This is a genomic window from Mammaliicoccus sp. O-M54, assembly GCF_022386035.1.
Classification (GTDB): domain Bacteria; phylum Bacillota; class Bacilli; order Staphylococcales; family Staphylococcaceae; genus Mammaliicoccus; species Mammaliicoccus sciuri_A.
This window is the reverse complement of the sequence record NZ_JAJNJE010000003.1, coordinates 14324-34977: the sequence shown is the minus strand read 5'-3', so window position 1 is coordinate 34977 and position 20654 is coordinate 14324. Positions and strand designations below refer to the sequence as shown.

The following is a 20654-nucleotide window of genomic DNA, read 5'->3' as shown; positions in this document are numbered from 1 at the left end:
TAAGTATTTAAAAACTAAAACTCTATAGGGATATTTTTATGTATAAAGCTAGACTACCTGTCGAACTTAATCAAGGTATCTACAATAACTTTAAATAAATTTATTCAGATGTAGGGGCTTAATAAATCATTTCACATCACGATACTTTAAAAAATTGAGTGATAAAGTATACTGTAAGAAAGGAAAATAAATCTTGTTTTCCATACCTGGAGGTAGACACTATGAATACTAGAAAAACATCTTTTGAAAAAAGAGTAGAAATAGCTAAATATTGTATTGAAAATAATAGAGACTTTAATAAGACAGCTGAAAAGTACCAAGTTAGCTATTCACAAGTCTATAATTGGGTGAAAAAGTATGAAGAACATGGTGATATTGGTTTAGTAGATGGTAGAGGTAAAGGAAAACCAGTTGAAGCATTAACTATTGAAGAAGAACTCAAATTAAAAATAAAAGCACTTGAACAAAAAAATAAAATTCTTCAAATGGAGAATGAGGTATTAAAAAGCAGGAAGAAATAGAGAGGCAGTTGATGAATCGAAAGTCAGACAAATAGTAGCATATCAGACAATTGAATCATTAATAGATAAATATCCGACGAATCAAATGTGTACCATTCTTGAAATATCAAGGGCAAGTTATTATAAATGGAAAAACAGAGAAGAATCAGAATCCGAGAGATTCAATAATGAATTAAAAGATTTGATATTCAAAATTTATCATGAACACGATGGGAAATATGGATCTAGAAGAATGCATAAGTATTTGAGGGAACATACTAAATTCCAGGTTAATCATAAACGTGTCTATAGAATAATGAAAAAATATGGATTAATTGCCTCAAACAATTTATGAAGTTTATCATTAGAACATGGAATAAATAGTAGATAGATGAATATTATCTCAGAGTCTTCGTGCGATACGCCCTGATTTTGTACCTTAGCGCACCATATCTTGGAGTCTTCGTGCGATACGCCCTGATTTTGTACCTTAGCGCACGATATCTCGGAGTCTTCGTGCGATACGCCCTGATTTTGTACCTTAGCGCACGATATCTCAAAGTCTTCGTGCGTTACACCCTGATTTTATACCTTAGCGCACGATATCTCAAAGTCTTCGTGCGATAATAACCAACTTCTAGATAACTTCACATCATAACAACCGCAACAAATCTTATTGGGTTAAGATTTGTTGCGGTTTTTTATTTCCAAAATACAATTGTCCTTTCTATGTGGAAAATAGGGTTGTTTTCACAGTTTTTTATCAATATTTCCGCCTTTATAATAAAGCCTTTTCATTTTTTTAAAAATTCCTAGATAAAAGGTTAATAAATAAACATTTAAATTGTGACAAAGCGTTGACCGTCTTGAAATAATAGGCTAAAATTAAGTTGTCCTAGTTATAAAAGAACGATTAATAGAGGGGGGAATCTAAATGAGCCAACGTGTCACACGACGCCAATTTTTAAACTATTCATTGATGGGTGTTGGGTCATTTATGGCTGCTGGTATGATTTTACCTATGGGTAGATTTGCGCTTGATCCTGTATTCAAAGCTGATGCACAAGGCGATTTGATTGCTACAGGCGTAAAGGAGTCAGAACTTGGTAAAGAGCCTATTAAAGTGGACTTTAAATTCGAGCAAGAAGATGCTTGGTACACAAGTGAAGTTACAGAATTTGCTTGGGTGTACAAAGATGGAAATGAAATCGTAGCATTATCACCGGTCTGTAAACATTTAGGATGTACAGTACAGTGGAATGGCGATAAATCAAATCCAAATCAATTCTATTGTCCATGTCATAACGGTCGTTATGAAAAGAACGGTAAGAATATTCCAGGTACGCCGCCATTAGCACCACTTGATCAATACGAAGTAAAAGTTAAAGGTGGCATTATTCAAATCGGTAAAAAGCACGAGAACGAATTAGCTAAATAAGGAGGGATTAACAATGATAGATAAAATCTATGATTGGGTCGATGACAGACTTGATATTACACCAATTTGGCGAGATATTGCTGATCATGAGGTGCCAGAGCATGTTAACCCTGCTTATCACTTTTCAGCTTTCGTTTATTGTTTTGGTGGTCTAACGTTTTTCATTACAGTAATACAAGTTTTATCAGGTATGTTTTTAACGATGTACTATGTTCCAGATATCGTTAATGCATGGAAATCAGTTTACTATCTACAACACGATGTAGCTGCTGGTGTTATCGTACGTGGTATGCACCATTGGGGAGCAAGTTTAGTAGTAGTAATGATGTTTTTACATACACTTCGTGTATTCTTTACAGGATCTTATAAACAACCTAGAGAATTAAACTGGGTTGTCGGTGTATTAATATTCTTCGTAATGCTTGGATTAAGTTTTACTGGTTATTTATTACCATGGGATATGAAAGCACTATTCGCAACAAAAGTAGGTTTACAAATTGCAGAATCTGTTCCTATCATTGGGCCGTGGGTTAAGACATTACTAGCAGGGGATGCAGAGATAGTTGGTGCACAAACTCTAACTCGTTTCTTTGCGATACATGTATTCTTCCTACCAGCTGCACTATTCGCGTTATTAGCAGCACACTTTATAATGATCAGAAAACAAGGTATTTCAGGTCCACTATAAAATTAACGTGAATAAATGAAAAAGGAGGTCATGCGACATGCATCGCGGTAAAGGGATGAAGTTTGTTGGTGATTCAAGAATAAAGTCATACGACAAACCGAAATTAAATCGAGATTATTCAGAATTTCCAGGTCGTACAGAAAGTTTCTGGCCTGACTTTCTACTAAAAGAATGGATGACTGGTGCGGTATTCTTAATCGCGTACTTATGTTTAACAGTCGCTCATCCATCGCCACTTGAACGTGTGGCAGATCCATCTGATACTGGTTATACACCATTACCAGACTGGTATTTCTTATTCTTATATCAAATACTTAAATATTCATTCGCATCTGGTCCTTATAACACATTCGGAGCAATTATCTTACCAGGTATCGCATTCGGTGCTTTATTATTAGCGCCTTGGTTAGATAGAGGCCCTGAACGTAAATGGACAAAGAGACCATTTGCTTCTGGATTTATGTTAATCGCAATTGCAATTTTATTCTATACAACATGGGAATCAAGTTATTACCATGATTGGAAGCAACAAGCTAAACAAGGTGAAATCGTCTTCTCTAACTTAGACAAATCAGACCCTGTTTATACAGACATCATCAAGTCAAACTGTACAAGTTGTCACGGTGGTGAGTTAACGGGTGGACAAGGTCCAAACTTAGTTGAATCGAAATTACCTAAAGAGGGCGTTAAAGGATTCGTAGAAAATGGTGCAGGTAAAATGCCTAGCTTCAAAGACACACTTTCTAAAGATGAAATTGACAAAGTTGCTAAATACGTTGCAGATTTACATGAAACAGATGCAAACGGTAAAGAATTGAAAAAATAATTAAATTTGAGCCTGGGGCATATGCGTGCCCTGGGCTCTTTTCAAAGGAGTAATAAAATGGAATTTTGGAGATATGTAATGGGGCAGAAATCTATTCTCATTACGCTATTTATCGCAAATCTTCTCGGCACCATTTATGGATACATATGGTATGGCAGTCAATTACTTGATAGCAAATGGTACTTTTGGCCATTTATACCCGACAGTCCAACAGCAACATTATTCTTAGTGATTGCGATAGCTGCAATCATTTTCAATAAACATTTAGGATTGTTTGAATGTTTAGCATTTATTACATTAATTAAATATGGTGTATGGGCGGTTGTTATGAATATATTTGTAATGATTCATTACGATCAACTTGTTCCAATGGCAATTATGCTGATGACTTCACACGGCATTATGGCTATTCAAGCATTGATGTTCTATCCTTTATTCAATATTAAAAAGTGGCATATTGTTGTAACAATGATTTGGGTATTTCACAATGATGTTATTGATTATGTGTATCATCAATATCCCGTATATAGTATGTTAAGTCAGTATGAGTCACATATAGGATACTTTGCTTTTTGGCTAAGCGTTATCGCTTTTCTGTTATTACTATATTTCCAAAAAAACATCAAATTACGTTCAAAATATTTGACGTAAGAGCCGTCACTCCGTAATATAATAAATAACAGGGATAAAAAGGAGGAAGTTATTTGTTTTCATATATCATATATTTTATTATCATTATGATTGTCCCTATGTACTTCCAATTTAGAGTAAAATCAACATACAATAAATACTCAAGAGTACGTTCAACAAGTGGGAAGACGGGTAAACAAGTTGCAGAAGAAATTTTAGCTGCAAATGGAATTCATGATGTAGAAGTGTTACAAGGTGAAGGATTCTTATCAGATCATTTTGATCCAACTAAGAAACGTGTTGTATTATCACCGGCAAACTATCAACAACCAAGTGTTGCGGGTACAGCAATTGCAGCACATGAAGTAGGACATGCTATTCAACATGCTCAAGGATATGGATTCCTTAAATTTAGATCAGCGCTTTTACCGCTTGCTAATTTAGGAAGTTCGTTATCATACATTATCATTTTAGCTGGTATCGTATTAACAGCAATGAGTAGTACATTCGGTACAACATTATTATGGGTTGGTATCGTATTTATGTCATTCGCTGTATTATTCTCAATCATCACATTACCAGTTGAATTCGATGCAAGTAAACGGGCAATGCGACAAATTGAAAAATTAAATATCGTTAACCAACAAGAATATAGACATGCTAAAAAAGTATTATCTGCAGCTGCTATGACATACGTTGCAGCAACAGCTGTAGCCGTAGCTGAATTAGCAAGATTTATTCTAATGGCACGTAATAATTAATGAAATCATTTTAATACCAATAAAGTCTTTTGACTTTGTTGGTATTTTTTATTTTATAAATATTTATGAGGTTTGTAGATATAAGCTTATTACGTTGTCATTATGCATGATTATCATATATAATTTTATTATGTGAGTTCTTTTATATAAAGATATAAAAGATAGGTGAGGAGGAGTTTCTATGGACATGAAAGAGATGCAACATGAAGTTGATCAATATATTTCTCAGTTTAAAGCAGGTTATTTTTCGCCTTTAGCAAATTTAGCGAGATTAACAGAAGAAGTTGGAGAACTAGCTAGAGAAATTAATCATAGTCATGGTGAAAAGAAAAAGAAACCAACAGAAGAAGACAATACAATTGAAGCTGAATTAGGCGATAATTTATTCGTCTTAATTTGTTTAGCGAATTCTTTAGATATAGATTTAAATAAAAGTTTCCAAGATACAATGAATAAATTCAATGTAAGAGATAAAGATAGATTTGAACGTAAATAAGTCATAATGGAGGATTAATATGAAAATCGGTATAACTTGTTATCCATCAATGGGGGGCTCAGGTATTGTTGCAACTGAGCTTGGTTTGGAAATGGCGAAAAGAGGTCATGAAATTCACTTTATAACTTCTAATATGCCTTTTAGAATGAGAGAGCCTGTTCCAAACGTAACATTTCATCAAGTTGACGTAAATCAATATTCTGTATTCCAATATCCACCATATGATATTACATTAAGTGCTAAAATTGCTGACGTCATTAACGATTACGACTTGGATATATTACATATGCACTATGCAGTACCGCATGCAATTTGTGGTATTTTAGCGCGTCAAATATCCGGAAAAGATGTTAAAATCATGACGACGTTGCATGGAACAGATATTACAGTATTAGGTTATGATACATCATTACAAAGTGCCATTCGATTCGGAATTGAAAAGAGTGACGTTGTAACAAGTGTCAGTGATAGTCTTAAACAAGAAACATATGACATTATAGAACCTGATAAAGAAATCAAAACTATATACAATTTTGTACAGGAAGAAAGTTTCCCACAAATTTATAATACGGATTTAAGAAGCCGATATGGTATAGAAGAAGATGAAAAAGTCATCACGTTTGTATCAAATTTTAGAAAAGTTAAGCGCGTGCCTGATGTCGTCGATACATTCTACAAAATTAATAAACAAATTAAATCTAAATTATTACTCATCGGTGATGGTCCAGAATTACAAGTGGCCAGAGAACAAATTAAACAACTTAATATAGAAGACCAAGTTCTATTTTTAGGTAAACAAGATGAAGTGAATATCTTCTATCAAATGTCTGATTTAACGTTGTTACTAAGTGAAAAAGAAAGCTTTGGACTTGTATTGCTTGAAGCTATGCTTACAGGTGTCGTGCCGATTGGTACAAATGCAGGTGGTATTAAAGAAGTCATTAAAAACGGTAAAACTGGTTATACGGTTGACGTCGGTGATACAGATAAAGCGAGTGAATATGCGGTCAAATTATTAACAGATTCAGAACTTTATCGCAAAATGCAAAACGCTATGATTCAAGATGTACGTGAAAGATTCTCATCTAAGGTGATTGCTGATCAGTACGAATCTTGTTACAACGATATGTTAGGAGAATAATATGCGTGAATATCAAGTATTTGAAGATGCGAAATGGATAATTGAAACACTTGAACGTAATGGGCATCAAGCATATTTTGTCGGTGGTTCAGTAAGAGATTATTTAATGGATAAAGAAATTTCAGACGTTGATATTACAACGAGTGCAGTACCTGATGAAGTTGAACAGTTATTTGTTAAGACTTTACCAATAGGCAAAGAGCACGGCACGATGATTGTAATGGGTGAAAATCAACAGTTTGAAGTCACTACATTTAGAAAAGATGGGGATTATGTTGATCATAGAAGACCTACATCTGTTCAGTTTGTAACGGATTTATATGAAGATGTGGCGAGAAGAGATTTCACAATGAATGCTATCGCTATGGATAAGTCGTATCAACTCCATGATTATTTCAATGGGTTAAACGATATACAATCCAAAATTATAAAAGCTGTCGGAACACCTATTGATCGAATGGAAGAAGATGCATTACGCATTATGAGAGGTGTCAGATTCCAAGCACAGACAGGCTTTGCACTTGATCACGATACAAAAGACGCCATGCATCAAACAGCACATTCTTTAAATGCCATCGCAATTGAAAGAATTGTTGTTGAACTTAAAAAAATGATACAAGGTCAATATATTCATGATACAAAAACGACCGCTCATGAACTAGAAATATTTAAATATATTCCATTTTTCAAAGAAATTAATCAAACTAGTATCTTCATGCCGGAACATGCCCATTTCAATTTATGGGTGGCTGCATTATGTTATTTATACGAATTAGATTTAACAAGCTTGAACAGTTTGAAAATCAGTAATCAAGAAAAGCGTGATATCTCATCATACGTTCAATTATTGATATCACTTTCTGAAAATAATATTTCAAAGCAAGATATGATTCATCTCGTATATACGTATCATCGTGATAAAATGAAAGAAATCATTCACTTTATTTCTGAGCATGATGCACAACTGAATATCTCTATCCATCCTACAATTATGAATGACCGTGTAATTGATGAAATATATGATAAACTACCTATATATGATAAATCAGAATTACAAATTAACGGTCAAATATTGATGTCTACATTTAATAAAAAAGGTGGACCATGGATAAAAGATATTTTAAATAAAGTTGAACAAGCTGTTATTAACCTTAAAGTGGATAACACAGAAAATGATTTAATAGAATGGGTGCGAGAGAATGTCAAAATATAAACGTGAAATTATTAAATATTTATATCAAAATAATGAATATTTGTCAGGACAACATATTGCTGAAACGTTACATTGTTCACGTGTAACAGTTAAAAAAGTCATCGATCAATTGAGAAAAGAAGGCTTTGAAATTGAGTCTATTTCAAATAAGGGGTATAAAATCTCAGAAATCCCTTCAATTTGGCAAGAAGACATTGTGAACATTACACTTCAAGATCAAAAAATATTGAATCACGCAATTGTTCAAACACAAGTAGATTCAACACAATTGTTAGCTAAATCTCGTGTTAATGACATTGATCATGACTTTATTGTTTTGAGTGATGAACAAACAAATGGGAGAGGGCGTTTCCAAAGAGAATGGTCATCTCTTAAAAGTAAAGGGCTTTGGATGTCAGTTGTATTACGCCCAGATATTCCAATTCAAAGAATGTCGACATTTAATTTATTTATAAGTCTTGCCATTCAAGAAGTGATCGAACAGCATTATGGCATTCAAAGTAGAATTAAATGGCCAAATGATATTTATATAGGCGATAAAAAAGTTTGTGGCTTTTTAACAGAAATGATTGCAGATACTGATGGCGTCAATGCGATTATTTGTGGCATTGGAATTAACCTAAACCAAACACAAGAAGATTTCGATCAAGCTGGTCAATCTCGTGCGACAAGTTTAAAAATAGAAAATGAACAATCTATAGAACCTTATCGATTTTTGAAATTATTAATAGAAGCTATTGAACTGAGATATGATCAATTTTTAGAATTACCATTCAGTGACATTAAAGATTTATATAAAAGTAAAAGTATGATTTGGGACAAAAAATTAACTTATACAGAAGGTAAAAAGCAAGTATTTGGTCGAGCAATTGATATACAAGATAATGGGTTCTTAACCGTGATATCTGATGATGGTCAATTACACCAATTTATGAGTGCAGATATCGAAATATAGGAGAGATAATATGGCGCAAAGATACGCTGTTGTAGATTTAGAAACAACCGGAAACCAAATTCAATATGATGAAATCATTCAAATTGGGATAACATTTATAGAAAATAACCAAATTACCGATACATATCATTCATATGTCAAAACGGATTTGGAAATTCCATCTTTCATTCAAGCATTAACCAATATTAATGAATTAGACTTAGAAGAAGCTCCGTACTTTGAAGAAATCAGTCAATCATTATTTAACTTGTTGAAAGATTGTGTATTTGTCGCGCATAATGTTCTATTTGATTTAAACTTTCTCAAATCTCATTTCGAAAAGCATCAAATACAATTTGAACCTAAATTAACAATTGATACGATGGAATTGTTTAAAATCGCATTTCCAAACGAAGAAAGTTATCAGTTAAGTGAATTGAGTCAATCGTTACAAGTTGATTTAAACCAAGCGCATAGTGCTTATGAGGATGCTAAAGCAACTGCACTATTGTTTATCAAAGCCATTGAAAAAATAAATGGTCTTCCGATTGATACGATTAAACAACTTTATTATTTATCTAAATCTTTAAAGCATGATTTAAAGGACGTTCTATTTGAAATTGTAAGAACACATCAAGGTGCCGAAACGCATAATCGCAATATTAAAAAGTACCAGAACATCCATTATTTAAAGCAAATGCCTATACGTCATTCAAGTGACCGTACATCAATAACACTCGATGAAGCTTATGATAGAATTCTTAAAACATTTAACTTCGATTATCGTAAAGAACAATATCAACTCGTTCAACAATTGTTTGATTCATTAATGCATAATGAGAATGCTTTAATTGAAGCACCACTTGGTAGTGGGAAATCGATGAGCTTTGTGCTCGCTGCATTATTGTATTATTTAGAAACTGGTGAACATATTCTCGTTTCAACACATACGAAGTTACTTCAAAATCAACTTCTAGAACAAGAATTTAATAAAGTCTTAAATGCATTAGATTTAGATTTAAAAGCGATGATTATTAAAAGTAAAGATCATTATATTTCGCTTGGTTTAATCTTGAATATTTTACAAGATGATACAGATAACTATGAAGCGACAATTTTAAAAATGCAGTTGCTTGTATGGATTCTTGAAACGGAAACAGGTGACATTGAAGAGCTCCATCTTAAAGGTGGTCAAAAAGTCTTCTTTGAACAAAAACGCACGACTTACGTTCCGTATAAAAATGATATACATTACTATCAATTTATTAAAGAGAGTGCGCAGCATGTAGAGATTGGTATAACAAACCACGCACACTTATTACAACATAGTACCGAAGATACCGTATATCAATTGTTCAAACATATCATTGTTGATGAAGCACATCGTATTCAAGATTACGCACTTAATCAAGTGACAGATGATTTAAGTTATCAACATATTAAATATCATCTCGGTTTATTAGGTAAAAATGAGCAAGAAAAATTATTTAAGCGATTAGATAAATTAGAAAATAGAAGAGTCATTGAGCAATATCCAATCGAACCAATTGATATATATCAACTGAAACGTGATATTGATTTACTGCACGAACAAAACGAACAATTATTTGATGATTTAATGGCTCAAATTTCAGATAAGCATCAAGAATCTCATGAAGATGACAAACAAATTCATTACTTCTATGATATTGATGTTGCAAATATATCTGAAATATTTAAACGACAAATTAGTACAATCAATCAAATATTATCTAGATTTAAATCATACTCACACGCACATGTTAAAGCGTTCAAAAAAGAGTTAATTTATATTTATCATCAATATACTAAAATTTATAACATGATTAAGTCTGGTCAAGTGCCATTCGTATCCATTAAGAAAATATCTCAGAAATCTACACTTTCACTTTTTGTTAAAAAAGCAGAAGTTAAAGATTTACTGAATGAAGTGTTTATAGAGCAATTCAATAGCAATATTTTCATTTCAGGGACATTAACTGTTAATCATTCATTTACATCATTTAAATCTATGTTTCCTGAAGACATTCAATTTAACACTTATTATTTAAATGATATTTACGACTTGAAAAATCAAGCAACATGTTTTGTACCGGAAAATATGCCGACTTATCAATATCATCAACAAGATGACTATATTGAAACGATTGTTAGTTATTTATCTACATTTGTGAGTGAAACAAATCAAAAATGTTTAGTACTGTTTACGAATTATGCGATGTTGTATCAAGCATACCGATACATGGAAGAACTTGAAATCTTTGATGATTATGTCGTCTTAATGCAGCAACAACATTCACACGTATACAAACTCGTACAACAGTTTAACCAATTTGATAAAACGATTTTACTAGGTACTTTATCATTCTTTGAAGGATTTGATTATCAATCTTCAGGTATTAAATGTGTCATGATGACGAAATTACCGTTTATACATCAGGATGATCCACGATACCATTTAATGAAAGATGAATTTGACAATCCCTTTAAAGACTTTGTCTTACCAGACGCAGTAACTAAGTTCAGACAAGGCATTGGTCGATTAATTCGAAACAAGCATGACCAAGGTTTATTAATTTGTTTTGATAGAAGAATATTAGATAGTAATTACAGTAAATATTTCATAAATGCTTTAGGTGAAATACCTGTTATCGAAGGTGATTTAAATAAATTCCAAGATAAACTAAGAAAATATCCAAACAGATAGCAGTTGTATGCATAATTTGATAAAATAACTATAGGTAATTTATTTGAATAGGAGAAATAATAATGAATATTACGATTAAACAAGCTAAAGATTATGTCAATCAAGAAGTGACAATCGGTGCTTGGATTGCAAACAAGCGATCAAGTGGGAAAATAGCATTTTTACAATTAAGAGATGGAACAGGATTTATGCAAGGAGTCGTTGTGAAAGCTGAAGTATCAGAAGACATCTTCCAATTAGCTAAATCATTAACACAAGAAACATCTGTTTATGTTACGGGTACAATTACAGAAGATGACCGTTCTAAATTTGGCTATGAAATGCAAGTAAGTGGTGTAGAAGTCATTTCAGAATCACATGATTATCCAATCACACCAAAAAATCATGGTACAGAATTCTTAATGGATCACAGACATTTATGGTTACGTTCTAAACGTCAGCATGCTGTTATGAAAATTAGAAACGAAATTATTCGTGCGACATATGAATTCTTTAACGAAAGTGGATTCACTAAAATTGATCCACCAATTTTAACAGGTAGTGCTCCTGAAGGTACAAGTGAATTGTTCCATACGAAATATTTCGACGAAGATGCATTCTTATCTCAAAGTGGTCAATTATACTTAGAAGCTGCAGCTATGGCGCACAATAGAGTATTTAGTTTCGGTCCAACTTTCAGAGCTGAAAAATCAAAAACAAGAAGACATTTAATTGAATTCTGGATGATCGAAGGCGAAATGGCATTTATGAAACATGACCAAAGCTTAGAAGTTCAAGAAAATTACGTTCATCACATCGTTAAAGCTGTGTTGGCAAATTGTAAATTAGAATTAGAACTTCTTGAAAGAGATACTTCTAAGTTAGAACAAGTTTCAACACCATTCCCAAGAATCACTTACGATGATGCCATTAAATTCTTACATCAAGAAGGATTCGATGATATTGAATGGGGCGACGATTTCGGTTCTCCTCATGAAACTGCAATTGCAAACCATTATGATAAACCAGTATTTATCATTAATTATCCAACAAAAATTAAACCATTCTATATGGAACCAAACCCTGAAAATCCAGACACTGTATTATGTGCAGATTTAATCGCACCAGAAGGTTACGGAGAAATCATTGGTGGTTCTGAAAGAATTAGTGATTTAGATTTAATTAATCAAAGAATTAATGAACATGGTTTAGATCCTGAAGCATATAGTTATTACACTGACTTAAGAAAATACGGAAGTGTACCACATAGTGGATTTGGCTTAGGACTTGAAAGAACAGTAGCATGGTTAAGTGGCGTAGAACACGTTAGAGAAACTGCACCATTCCCACGTTTATTAAATCGATTATATCCATAATAATATGCGAGTCTGGGAGCTGAATAGTGATCCCAGACTCTATATTTTTATAATGAAGTAGGTGAAAAAATGTATACAAGTGATATGTTAAAAGAAAAGCCAGTCGTTGTTCAAAGAGCTTTGTTTGATCATTATGCCAATTTAGGATTAAATGAAAAACAATTCGTTATCCTTATTAAATTGCTGGACCAAGAGAATGATCGTAACTTACAGCCTCCATTAGAAGATATCCAACGTGGCACGACATTATCTATACAAGAAGTGAGTCATATCATCAATCAACTCTCTCAATTAAAAATTATAGACATTAAAATTGAAAAAGATGACCAGCATAAATATAATGAATTCATATCATTTGATCCTATGTATGAACAACTCGCATTAATTAAAAATGAAGCAATGCAACAAGGTACAGTAGAAGATCAAAACTTAAAATTCAAGAAATTATTCCAAGAATTCGAATCCACTTTCGGTCGACCATTAACACCATTAGAAGTACAAACATTAAACCACTGGATTGATACTGATAAACATTCAAACGAACTCATCATGAGCGCGCTTAACGAAGCGCATAGTTTAGACAAACTCAGCATCAAATATATCGACCGTATATTATTAAATTGGAAGAAGAAGAACATCACGACTGTTGAATCTTCCAAAGAAGAAAGTGAAAAGTTTAATCAAACTAAAAAAGTAAAACAAAATGTTAATTTAATCCCGACTTTTGATTGGGTAAATGGGGAGAATCCTTATGATAAGTAAAAAGAAAGCATTAGAAATGATGGATGTTATTGACGAAATGTTTCCAGATGCTGAATGTGAACTCGTTCATGACAATCCATTTGAACTGACAATCGCAGTATTACTTTCTGCACAGTGTACAGACGTACTCGTCAACAAAGTGACGAAATCGCTTTTTGTAAAGTATAAAACTCCTGAAGACTATTTAAATGTAAGTTTAGAAGAACTACAAAATGACATTCGCTCAATCGGTTTATACCGTAATAAAGCTAAAAATATACAAAAACTTTGTCAGTCATTGTTAGATAATTTTAACGGTGTCGTACCAAGTACACATCAAGAATTAGAATCACTAGCTGGTGTAGGGCGTAAAACAGCGAATGTTGTAATGAGTGTAGCATTTGGGGAACCATCATTAGCAGTAGACACACATGTAGAGCGCGTATCTAAACGTCTCGCAATATGTAGAATTAAAGACAATGTGCGCCAAGTTGAAGATCGTTTATGTAGCATCATTCCAAGAGAAAGATGGACAAAAAGTCACCATCAGCTTATATTCTTTGGGCGCTATCACTGTGTAGCACGTAAACCGAAATGCGAAGTATGTCCATTATTTGCAGATTGTAGAGAAGGGCAAAAACGATTAAAAGCTGGGTTAGTAAAGGTTGAAGGCGCATGATACAAAAAAATGATTTCATAGAACTTGAACTACAAATAGAGCCACTTGTAAAAAATAAAAAGCTTAAAACAAGTGAAGCACATCAATTGTTAGATCAATATTATAGTTTGATCATCGCTTATATAGAACAAATCAATCAAATAGAAACATTTGATATAGGGCATATCGAAGAATATCCAGTTATACCAATGAATTTCGAAGAACGATACCACTATATAAACGAGAGAATATATCACTTTATGGGATATAGACAAATGGTAACACTGAAAGAAGAATTAATTAGAATGAATGCGAGATATCAGATTCAACTTAAAAGAGCCGCACAACGTGAAAGTGGAGAATAAAAAATATTATAATCAAAAAAGCATCACATCCTTTGCGGGATGTGATGCTTTTTCTATATCTTAGTCATCTTTCTCTTCTTTGGCAGCTTGTTTTGCTGCATCTGAGGTTGAACTACTATTGTCAGAGTCTGAATCTGATTCTTCTGTTGTTGGTGTTTCTGTCGTTTGTTCTTCAGTTGTTACGTTTTGATTTGTAGATGACTGTTGTTGTGTATTGTTTTGTTGCGTTCTAGATGTATTTGAATTTGTCTGTGGTTCGTTTGTTGTTACATTATTATTATTGTTTGAGAAGTTATAATTATTTTGCTGATTACGACTATTACCAGAGCTAGGTGCTGAGCTTGATGTTGTATTATTGTCTTCGTTACCTGCAACACTTAAGCTTTTACCGCTTCCTGTTACTGAATCAGGTCTTTCGAAGTCTGCACCGTCATAATTAGAGATTTCTGACATAACTTCATTGAATAATATTTGTGGTTTAATTTGTTCATCATGTCCTAAGAATGAGTTCTCACCGTATTCTTTAACTTTGTTGAAGCCCATCCATACTGACATAGTGTATTGTGGTGTATAACCTGTAATCCAAACGTCTTTCGCTGCATTTTCAGGTAATTGATATTCACTATATACTTCATCACCATAAGTACCAGTACCCGTTTTAGCTGCTACGTTCACACCGTTAATGCCATATCCATAAGCTGAACCGTATGCTTGGAATGTTCCTTTCAGCATTTCAGTTAACATGTATGCTGTGTAGTCTTCCATTGCTTTATGGCTTTCGCTTGAGAATTTGATTGTTTCATCATCTTGAGTGACAACTTTTCTAATTGATTTTGCTTCGTTATATGTTCCGCCATTACCCATAGTCGCAAATGCTGATGCTAATTGAGTAGGGGAGAATTCTGATTGTGAACCACCAAGTACTTCTGAAGGTCCAATTTCATCTTTATAATTTAAATTCACTTTAGAAGCAAAGTCTTTAACTGCTTTTTCGCCAGCGTTTTGGTTTGTTTCTTGCCAAGATTTCAATGCTGGAATGTTATATGATCTCGCTAATGCATCAGCCATTGTAACTGAACCGTGACCTTGACCATCATAGTTCTTGAAAATACTACCATTGATATTATATTGACTTTCATCCTGGAACTTATGGTTTGTCGCATATTGCATATTCTCAATTGCTGGTCCATAAGCTAATATCGGTTTAAGTGACGAACCAGTAGGATGAACGTCTGTTGCTTGGTTTCTATCAACTACATCTTTGTAATCTTTACCACCACTAATACCGACTAATTTACCAGTCTTCGTATCTACTATAGATGAACCAGTAATTTGGTCTTTATTCTTGTAGAATGTACCGTTATCAACTGACTCTTGTAATGTTTTTTGAACATCTTTATCCATGTTTGTGTAGATTTTAAGACCGCTCGTCATAATATCATTTAATGATTGACCTTTGAACGCTTTATTCTGAGTAATTTCTTGTTTAACATAGTTAATATAAGAAGCGTACTCATTGTCAGGTGTATCAGTCATTGCGTCGTTTCTTTCTTCAACTGTACGTTTAACTAAGTTCTTATCGATAGGTGTATCTTGTGCTTCTTTCATTTCTTTCTTAGTAATTCTACCGTGTCTTTCCATTAAATAAAGAACTGTGTCTTTACGTTTTTCAGCCGCTTCAGGATTATCATAAATGTTATATTGGTTTGGCACTTGTGGTAAACCTGCTAAGTAAGCTGTTTCAGCTAAGTTTAAATCTTTTAATTTCTTATTGAAGTAATATTTAGCTGCTGTTTGAGAACCGTAAATACCATCTGAGTAATAGATTTTGTTTAAGTACATTTCAAAGATTTCATCTTTAGAATATTCTTGTTCTAATCTATATGAAAGGTAAGCTTCTTGTGCTTTTCTTTCGATGGATTTCTTATCTGTTAAGAATGAACGTTTTACAACTTGTTGTGTTAATGTAGATGCACCTTGTGAACCAAAGCCACCTGTAAAGTTCTTCATAACTGCTCCAGATAAACGTTTGTAGTCTAATGCACCATGATCGTAGAAGCGATTATCTTCAGTTGCAAGTACAGCATCTTTCATCTGATCTGGAACATCGTCAAATTTAACATGTTCTCTCTTTTGTCCCATATAGAGGGTCGTGACAAGTTTATTATTTTTGTCATAAATTTTAGTTGGTAATTGGTCTTTAAGCGCACTTTCATTGAAAGCAGGAGCTTTCCAAGCATAATATGCAAATACGAGAACACCTATGATTACCATTGCTAAGAATGCTAGCACGAGAATACCGAACACCTTAATTATCGTCCTTTTGATATTCCTCTTCTTCTTAGGTTGTTCTTTACCATTTTTACTATTAGAAGCTTTTGATTGACTCATTTGAGCGCCTCACTTTCTGTTTTTATCAATTGATCAACTATTGTTATGTAGTTAATTCTTGGTTTAAATTGGATTGGTATTAAGTAACCATCAGTTTCAATCTCTTTAAGCGTGATGGACTTCTTGCCTCCAGATTTATATCTGTCCCAATATACCATAAACTTCCTAAAAGGCAATAAAAATACGCTATCATGATAGCTAAATTTTATCAACAAAAAACATATACCTTTTTGGTTTAATACTTGTTCCATATGTGATACTTGGTGATCGTGGATATTATTTAAAGGGAAACTTGTTTTATTTTTCGTTTCCTTAGCTTCAAAATCAATATAGTATCCATTATAAACACCGTTATAATCTGTTGTTGAAGGCTTTCTAAAATACGCTTCTTTAATGACAGCTTTTTGTCTTTTAGGGTAGTCAACATCAACGATTTGAATAGGTGTCGGTTTCTTATGAATAACTGCTATATTTTCTAATCTGAAGTATTCATTGGATTTATCAATTTCCTCCTCTAATCTCATACCCCGTTTACCATATTGTATTCTACTATATTTAGGGTCATCTTGGATTGAGACTTTAGAAGTATTTTTTGTTACTTTTTTTCCGTTTGGATAATTCAAATTCATCACCTAGCTTCATATCATAAAACTCTAAATATTATACCTTATTTCATTATAAGTTACAAAAGTTTTTTATGATACATAAATATTCTAGAACTTTTCTAGTTATGTTATCATTTTATCGTGAGCACATTTAAAATACAAACTTCATTAATAGTAGGTGTAGCGATGATACAAGAACTTTTAAATAAATTAAATAACATGTTAGATATATTTCAACACGCGAAAGACGATCATGAATACGACTTTTATAAAGATGTCGTACCATTTGTAGAACAAGTCGATGTTCTGCTAGACAAACTTGCTGTTCATCAAGATGCCGTATTGAAATTACAATATATGAATGAACAGAAATTCCAACTCTTAATTAGTAACTATAAAGAGTTGTCTGTAGAATGCCATTATAAACGTACAAGTAAGAAACTCTTCTTTGAAAAGCATAAAGCCGTACAACATGATTTAAATTATATTTATACCCATATAGGTGATTTATCATGACGTCTGTATATTTTACGGGATACAAACCGTTTGAACTGAATATTTTTAAAAATGATCAACCAGAAGTGAAAGTCATCAAAGCATATCTTAAAGAAATCATTGAGCAAGAAATAGAAGAAGGTATGGAGTGGGTCATTATTTCAGGACAATTAGGATTTGAACTTTGGGTAGCAGAAGTAACAATTGAAATGAAAAATAAATTCCCTCAATTGAAACTTGCGATATTGACACCATTTTTAAATCACTATAATAAATGGAACGAAACAAACCAGCAAGCTTATCAAAATATTGTTGCACAAGCAGACTATGTTAATGCGATTCATCAAAGTGAGTATCAAGGTGGGTTCCAATTTCAACAAGCCAATGAATTTATACTCGATAATACCGATAAGACAATATTATTTTATGATGATGAACAAGAAGCATCACCTAAATACTTCAAAAGTAAGTTAGTTGATTTTGCTGAAAAGACAAACTATACTTATAATGTTATTACATTCATGGATTTACAAGACTTTATGGAATTTAATTATAATAATGACAACGAATCATATTAAATGAGGTGTAAAAATGGCTGATGTAGCATTAAAGCTATCTGCAAAAGATATTTATGAAAAAGAATTCGAAAGAGGTTTAAGAGGTTTCAAAACTGAAGAAGTAGATGCTTTTTTAGATGACATTATTTCAGACTATCAAAAAATGGCTGATTTAAATAATGAAGTCATCAAATTGACAGAAGAAAATTCTAAACTTAAAAAAGAAATCGAACAGTTAAGAATCCGTGTCGCGTCAGGCAGACCACAAGGCTCTCAACAATACAATTCTAATAATGTAGATATCTTGAAACGAATTTCTAATCTTGAAAAAGCAGTATTTGGCGAATAAATGATAGTTATTTAACGCTGTTTATGCTATAATTCTTTGTTGAGTGGTATTTCGGATAATCGCTACGTTAAGTAGAGGAAAGTCCATGCTCACACATTCTGAGATGAATGTAGTGTTCGTGCTTGGCGAAACAATAAGCCAGGGCAAATAATTGACGGCAATGAAATAACCTAAGTTAGTAATAATATGGTTAAAGTAGTTTGAAAGTGCCACAGTGACGTAGCTTTTACAGAAATGTAAAAGGTGGAACGCGGTAAACCCCTCGAGTGAGCAATCCAAAATTGGTAGGAGCACTTCTTTGACGGAAATGAACGGAATAAGAAGGTATGTAATCATACAGACAGATGATTATCACTGGCGTACGAGTGTAACTAGTACACGTTAGCAGTACTAAAGGACAAAACATGGCTTACAGATTTATCACTTACTAGTGTCGCTCTCCCAAGTAGGAGAGCTTTTTATTTGTAAATAATGATAATTTAAATATAAAGGAGTATATGCATGTATCAATTACTCGCTACTAGTCCAATGGGATTAGAATCAATTGTTGCTAAAGAAGTTCAAGAATTAGGATATGAAACAAAAGTAGAAAACGGTCGCGTACTTTTCGAAGGTGATGAAACAGCAATCGTTAAATCAAATTTATGGTTAAGAACTGCTGACAGAGTCAAAATCGTAGTAGGACGATTCCATGCAACAACTTTTGATGAATTATTCGAAAAGACGAAATCATTACCATGGGAAGATGTAATTGGCGCTCAAGGTATGTTCCCAGTTCAAGGTAAAAGTGTTAAATCTAAATTATTCAGCGTATCCGACTGTCAAGCAATCGTTAAAAAAGCGATAGTTGAGAGATTGAAACATGCGTATCAAATTAAAGGTTGGATCGATGAAACAGGTAGCAAATACCAAGTTGAAGTATCATTGCTGAAAGACGAAGCTTTATTAACAATCGACACTTCAGGTTCAGGACTTCATAAAAGAGGTTACCGTTTAGCACAAGGTGACGCACCTATGAAAGAAACATTAGCTGCAGCACTTGTTAGATTAACAAATTGGAGCGGTGAAACACCATTTATAGATCCATTCTGTGGTTCAGGTACACTTGCAATAGAAGCAGCACTCATCGCTCAAAATATTGCACCAGGATTTAACCGTGAGTTTGCGAGTGAAGATTGGGATATCATACCAGAAGGGTTGTATGACCAATTAAGACAAGAAGCAGATGAAGCGGCATTATATGATAAAGAAATTAATATCATAGCAAGCGATATCGATCCTAAAATGGTTGAAGTTGCGAAAGACAACGCAACAGAAGTTGGGTTAGGGGACATCATTCAATTTAAAGTTCAAGATGTTCATAACCTAGAAGTACCAGAAGGACCCGTTTCAATAATTGGGAACCCACCATATGGCGAACGTATCGGTGAACGAAGTGAAGTAGAAGCAATGTACAAACACTTAGGCGAAATCATGAAACAAAACGACCAAGCATCATTATATATGCTTACAAGCTATAAAGAATTCGAACCATTAGTAGGTAAGAAAGCCACAAAAAGAAGAAAACTCTTTAACGGCTATATCGAATGTACGTACTATCAATATTGGGGCAAACGAAATAAATAGATAGTAAGAAAGAGGAAACCACCTGCAGAGCAGGTGGTTTTTTGGTTTGGAGAATAGTGGGGATGTATGGTTTGGACTAGATTTAATATCTCTTGGCTTAAGTTGGACGTTAAGCCATGACTTGGGTTATCTCTTGGCTTTATTCAGACATTAAGCCACG

Annotated in this window: 22 protein-coding genes and 1 other RNA gene; 21 read left to right on the top strand and 2 right to left on the bottom strand. The window is 33.2% G+C overall.

The genetic code is table 11. From position 1 onward, the window contains the following. Window positions 1-221: 221 nt before the first annotated feature. The 16 genes from LQ673_RS06035 (at window position 222) to LQ673_RS05960 (ending at window position 14471) form a co-directional block, all read left to right on the top strand. A complete protein-coding gene (locus tag LQ673_RS06035; protein WP_191835587.1) occupies window positions 222-521 on the top strand; it encodes a helix-turn-helix domain-containing protein in 300 nt (99 codons plus the stop codon). An 85-nt stretch (window positions 522-606) separates the two neighbouring features. After that, window positions 607-855, top strand: coding sequence for an IS3 family transposase (locus LQ673_RS14875; protein ID WP_191835586.1), 249 nt, complete (start codon window positions 607-609; stop codon window positions 853-855). A gap of 579 nt (window positions 856-1434) precedes the next feature. Then, a complete protein-coding gene (locus LQ673_RS06025; RefSeq protein ID WP_037588153.1) occupies window positions 1435-1938 on the top strand; it encodes a Rieske (2Fe-2S) protein in 504 nt (167 codons plus the stop codon). A 13-nt stretch (window positions 1939-1951) separates the two neighbouring features. Continuing rightward, entirely contained in the window at window positions 1952-2626 is a 675-nt protein-coding gene (qcrB, locus tag LQ673_RS06020; protein WP_016912349.1) for a menaquinol-cytochrome c reductase cytochrome b subunit, read from the top strand. 37 nt (window positions 2627-2663) lie between these two features. Continuing rightward, window positions 2664-3452, top strand: a complete 789-nt coding sequence (locus tag LQ673_RS06015) for a menaquinol-cytochrome c reductase cytochrome b/c subunit (protein ID WP_037588151.1) — start codon at window positions 2664-2666, stop codon at window positions 3450-3452. 57 nt (window positions 3453-3509) lie between these two features. Further along, the gene (locus tag LQ673_RS06010) at window positions 3510-4103 is read left to right on the top strand and encodes a DUF1405 domain-containing protein (RefSeq protein WP_126477470.1); all 594 of its coding nucleotides are present in this window, start codon (window positions 3510-3512) and stop codon (window positions 4101-4103) included. A 53-nt stretch (window positions 4104-4156) separates the two neighbouring features. After that, window positions 4157-4843, top strand: a complete 687-nt coding sequence (locus LQ673_RS06005; protein WP_037588148.1) for a zinc metallopeptidase — start codon at window positions 4157-4159, stop codon at window positions 4841-4843. Between the two features lie 181 nt (window positions 4844-5024). Then, window positions 5025-5339, top strand: a complete 315-nt coding sequence (locus LQ673_RS06000) for a nucleotide pyrophosphohydrolase (protein WP_025905482.1) — start codon at window positions 5025-5027, stop codon at window positions 5337-5339. A 19-nt stretch (window positions 5340-5358) separates the two neighbouring features. Next, complete coding sequence (gene bshA / locus LQ673_RS05995; RefSeq protein ID WP_191835584.1) at window positions 5359-6480, top strand: N-acetyl-alpha-D-glucosaminyl L-malate synthase BshA; 1122 nt, start codon at window positions 5359-5361, stop codon at window positions 6478-6480. Window position 6481: 1 nt separating this feature from the next. After that, a complete protein-coding gene (locus LQ673_RS05990; RefSeq protein ID WP_191835583.1) occupies window positions 6482-7693 on the top strand; it encodes a CCA tRNA nucleotidyltransferase in 1212 nt (403 codons plus the stop codon). After that, window positions 7680-8648, top strand: a complete 969-nt coding sequence (locus LQ673_RS05985; RefSeq protein ID WP_191835582.1) for a biotin--[acetyl-CoA-carboxylase] ligase — start codon at window positions 7680-7682, stop codon at window positions 8646-8648. Before LQ673_RS05990 ends, LQ673_RS05985 begins: the two co-directional genes overlap by 14 nt. A 10-nt stretch (window positions 8649-8658) precedes the next feature. Further along, complete coding sequence (locus tag LQ673_RS05980) at window positions 8659-11352, top strand: helicase C-terminal domain-containing protein (RefSeq protein ID WP_191835581.1); 2694 nt, start codon at window positions 8659-8661, stop codon at window positions 11350-11352. A gap of 62 nt (window positions 11353-11414) precedes the next feature. Then, window positions 11415-12707 carry an asparagine--tRNA ligase gene (gene asnS / locus LQ673_RS05975; RefSeq protein ID WP_025905487.1) on the top strand — a complete coding sequence of 431 codons (1293 nt, stop codon included), beginning with the start codon at window positions 11415-11417 and terminating at the stop codon, window positions 12705-12707. 69 nt (window positions 12708-12776) lie between these two features. Further along, complete coding sequence (locus LQ673_RS05970) at window positions 12777-13469, top strand: DnaD domain-containing protein (RefSeq protein ID WP_191835580.1); 693 nt, start codon at window positions 12777-12779, stop codon at window positions 13467-13469. Beyond that, window positions 13459-14127, top strand: a complete 669-nt coding sequence (gene nth, locus LQ673_RS05965) for an endonuclease III (RefSeq protein WP_191835579.1) — start codon at window positions 13459-13461, stop codon at window positions 14125-14127. The genes LQ673_RS05970 and nth overlap by 11 nt, the downstream gene beginning before the upstream one ends. Beyond that, on the top strand, window positions 14124-14471 hold the full coding sequence (locus LQ673_RS05960; protein ID WP_191835578.1) for a YpoC family protein: 348 nt from the start codon (window positions 14124-14126) through the stop codon (window positions 14469-14471). Before nth ends, LQ673_RS05960 begins: the two co-directional genes overlap by 4 nt. A gap of 60 nt (window positions 14472-14531) precedes the next feature. Here the strand turns inward: LQ673_RS05960 and LQ673_RS05955 are convergent, their stop codons facing one another. After that, window positions 14532-16862 carry a transglycosylase domain-containing protein gene (locus LQ673_RS05955; RefSeq protein ID WP_037588136.1) on the bottom strand — a complete coding sequence of 777 codons (2331 nt, stop codon included), beginning with the start codon at window positions 16860-16862 and terminating at the stop codon, window positions 14532-14534. Further along, on the bottom strand, window positions 16859-17485 hold the full coding sequence (recU, locus tag LQ673_RS05950; protein WP_037588134.1) for a Holliday junction resolvase RecU: 627 nt from the start codon (window positions 17483-17485) through the stop codon (window positions 16859-16861). Before recU ends, LQ673_RS05955 begins: the two co-directional genes overlap by 4 nt. Before the next feature lie 168 nt (window positions 17486-17653). Here recU and LQ673_RS05945 point away from each other — a divergent pair, with 168 nt between their 5' ends. From LQ673_RS05945 to LQ673_RS05925, 5 genes are all read left to right on the top strand, one after another. Then, a complete protein-coding gene (locus LQ673_RS05945; RefSeq protein WP_126477463.1) occupies window positions 17654-17983 on the top strand; it encodes a DUF1798 family protein in 330 nt (109 codons plus the stop codon). Continuing rightward, complete coding sequence (locus tag LQ673_RS05940; RefSeq protein ID WP_037588131.1) at window positions 17977-18540, top strand: SLOG family protein; 564 nt, start codon at window positions 17977-17979, stop codon at window positions 18538-18540. The genes LQ673_RS05945 and LQ673_RS05940 overlap by 7 nt, the downstream gene beginning before the upstream one ends. A gap of 13 nt (window positions 18541-18553) precedes the next feature. Beyond that, window positions 18554-18868, top strand: a complete 315-nt coding sequence (gene gpsB, locus LQ673_RS05935; RefSeq protein ID WP_037588130.1) for a cell division regulator GpsB — start codon at window positions 18554-18556, stop codon at window positions 18866-18868. A 47-nt stretch (window positions 18869-18915) separates the two neighbouring features. Beyond that, window positions 18916-19285, top strand: an RNA gene (gene rnpB / locus LQ673_RS05930) — RNase P RNA component class B. An 84-nt stretch (window positions 19286-19369) separates the two neighbouring features. Beyond that, window positions 19370-20494 (top strand): THUMP domain-containing class I SAM-dependent RNA methyltransferase, encoded by a 1125-nt coding sequence (locus LQ673_RS05925; RefSeq protein ID WP_239705334.1) that lies wholly within the window; start codon window positions 19370-19372, stop codon window positions 20492-20494. Window positions 20495-20654 lie beyond the last annotated feature (160 nt).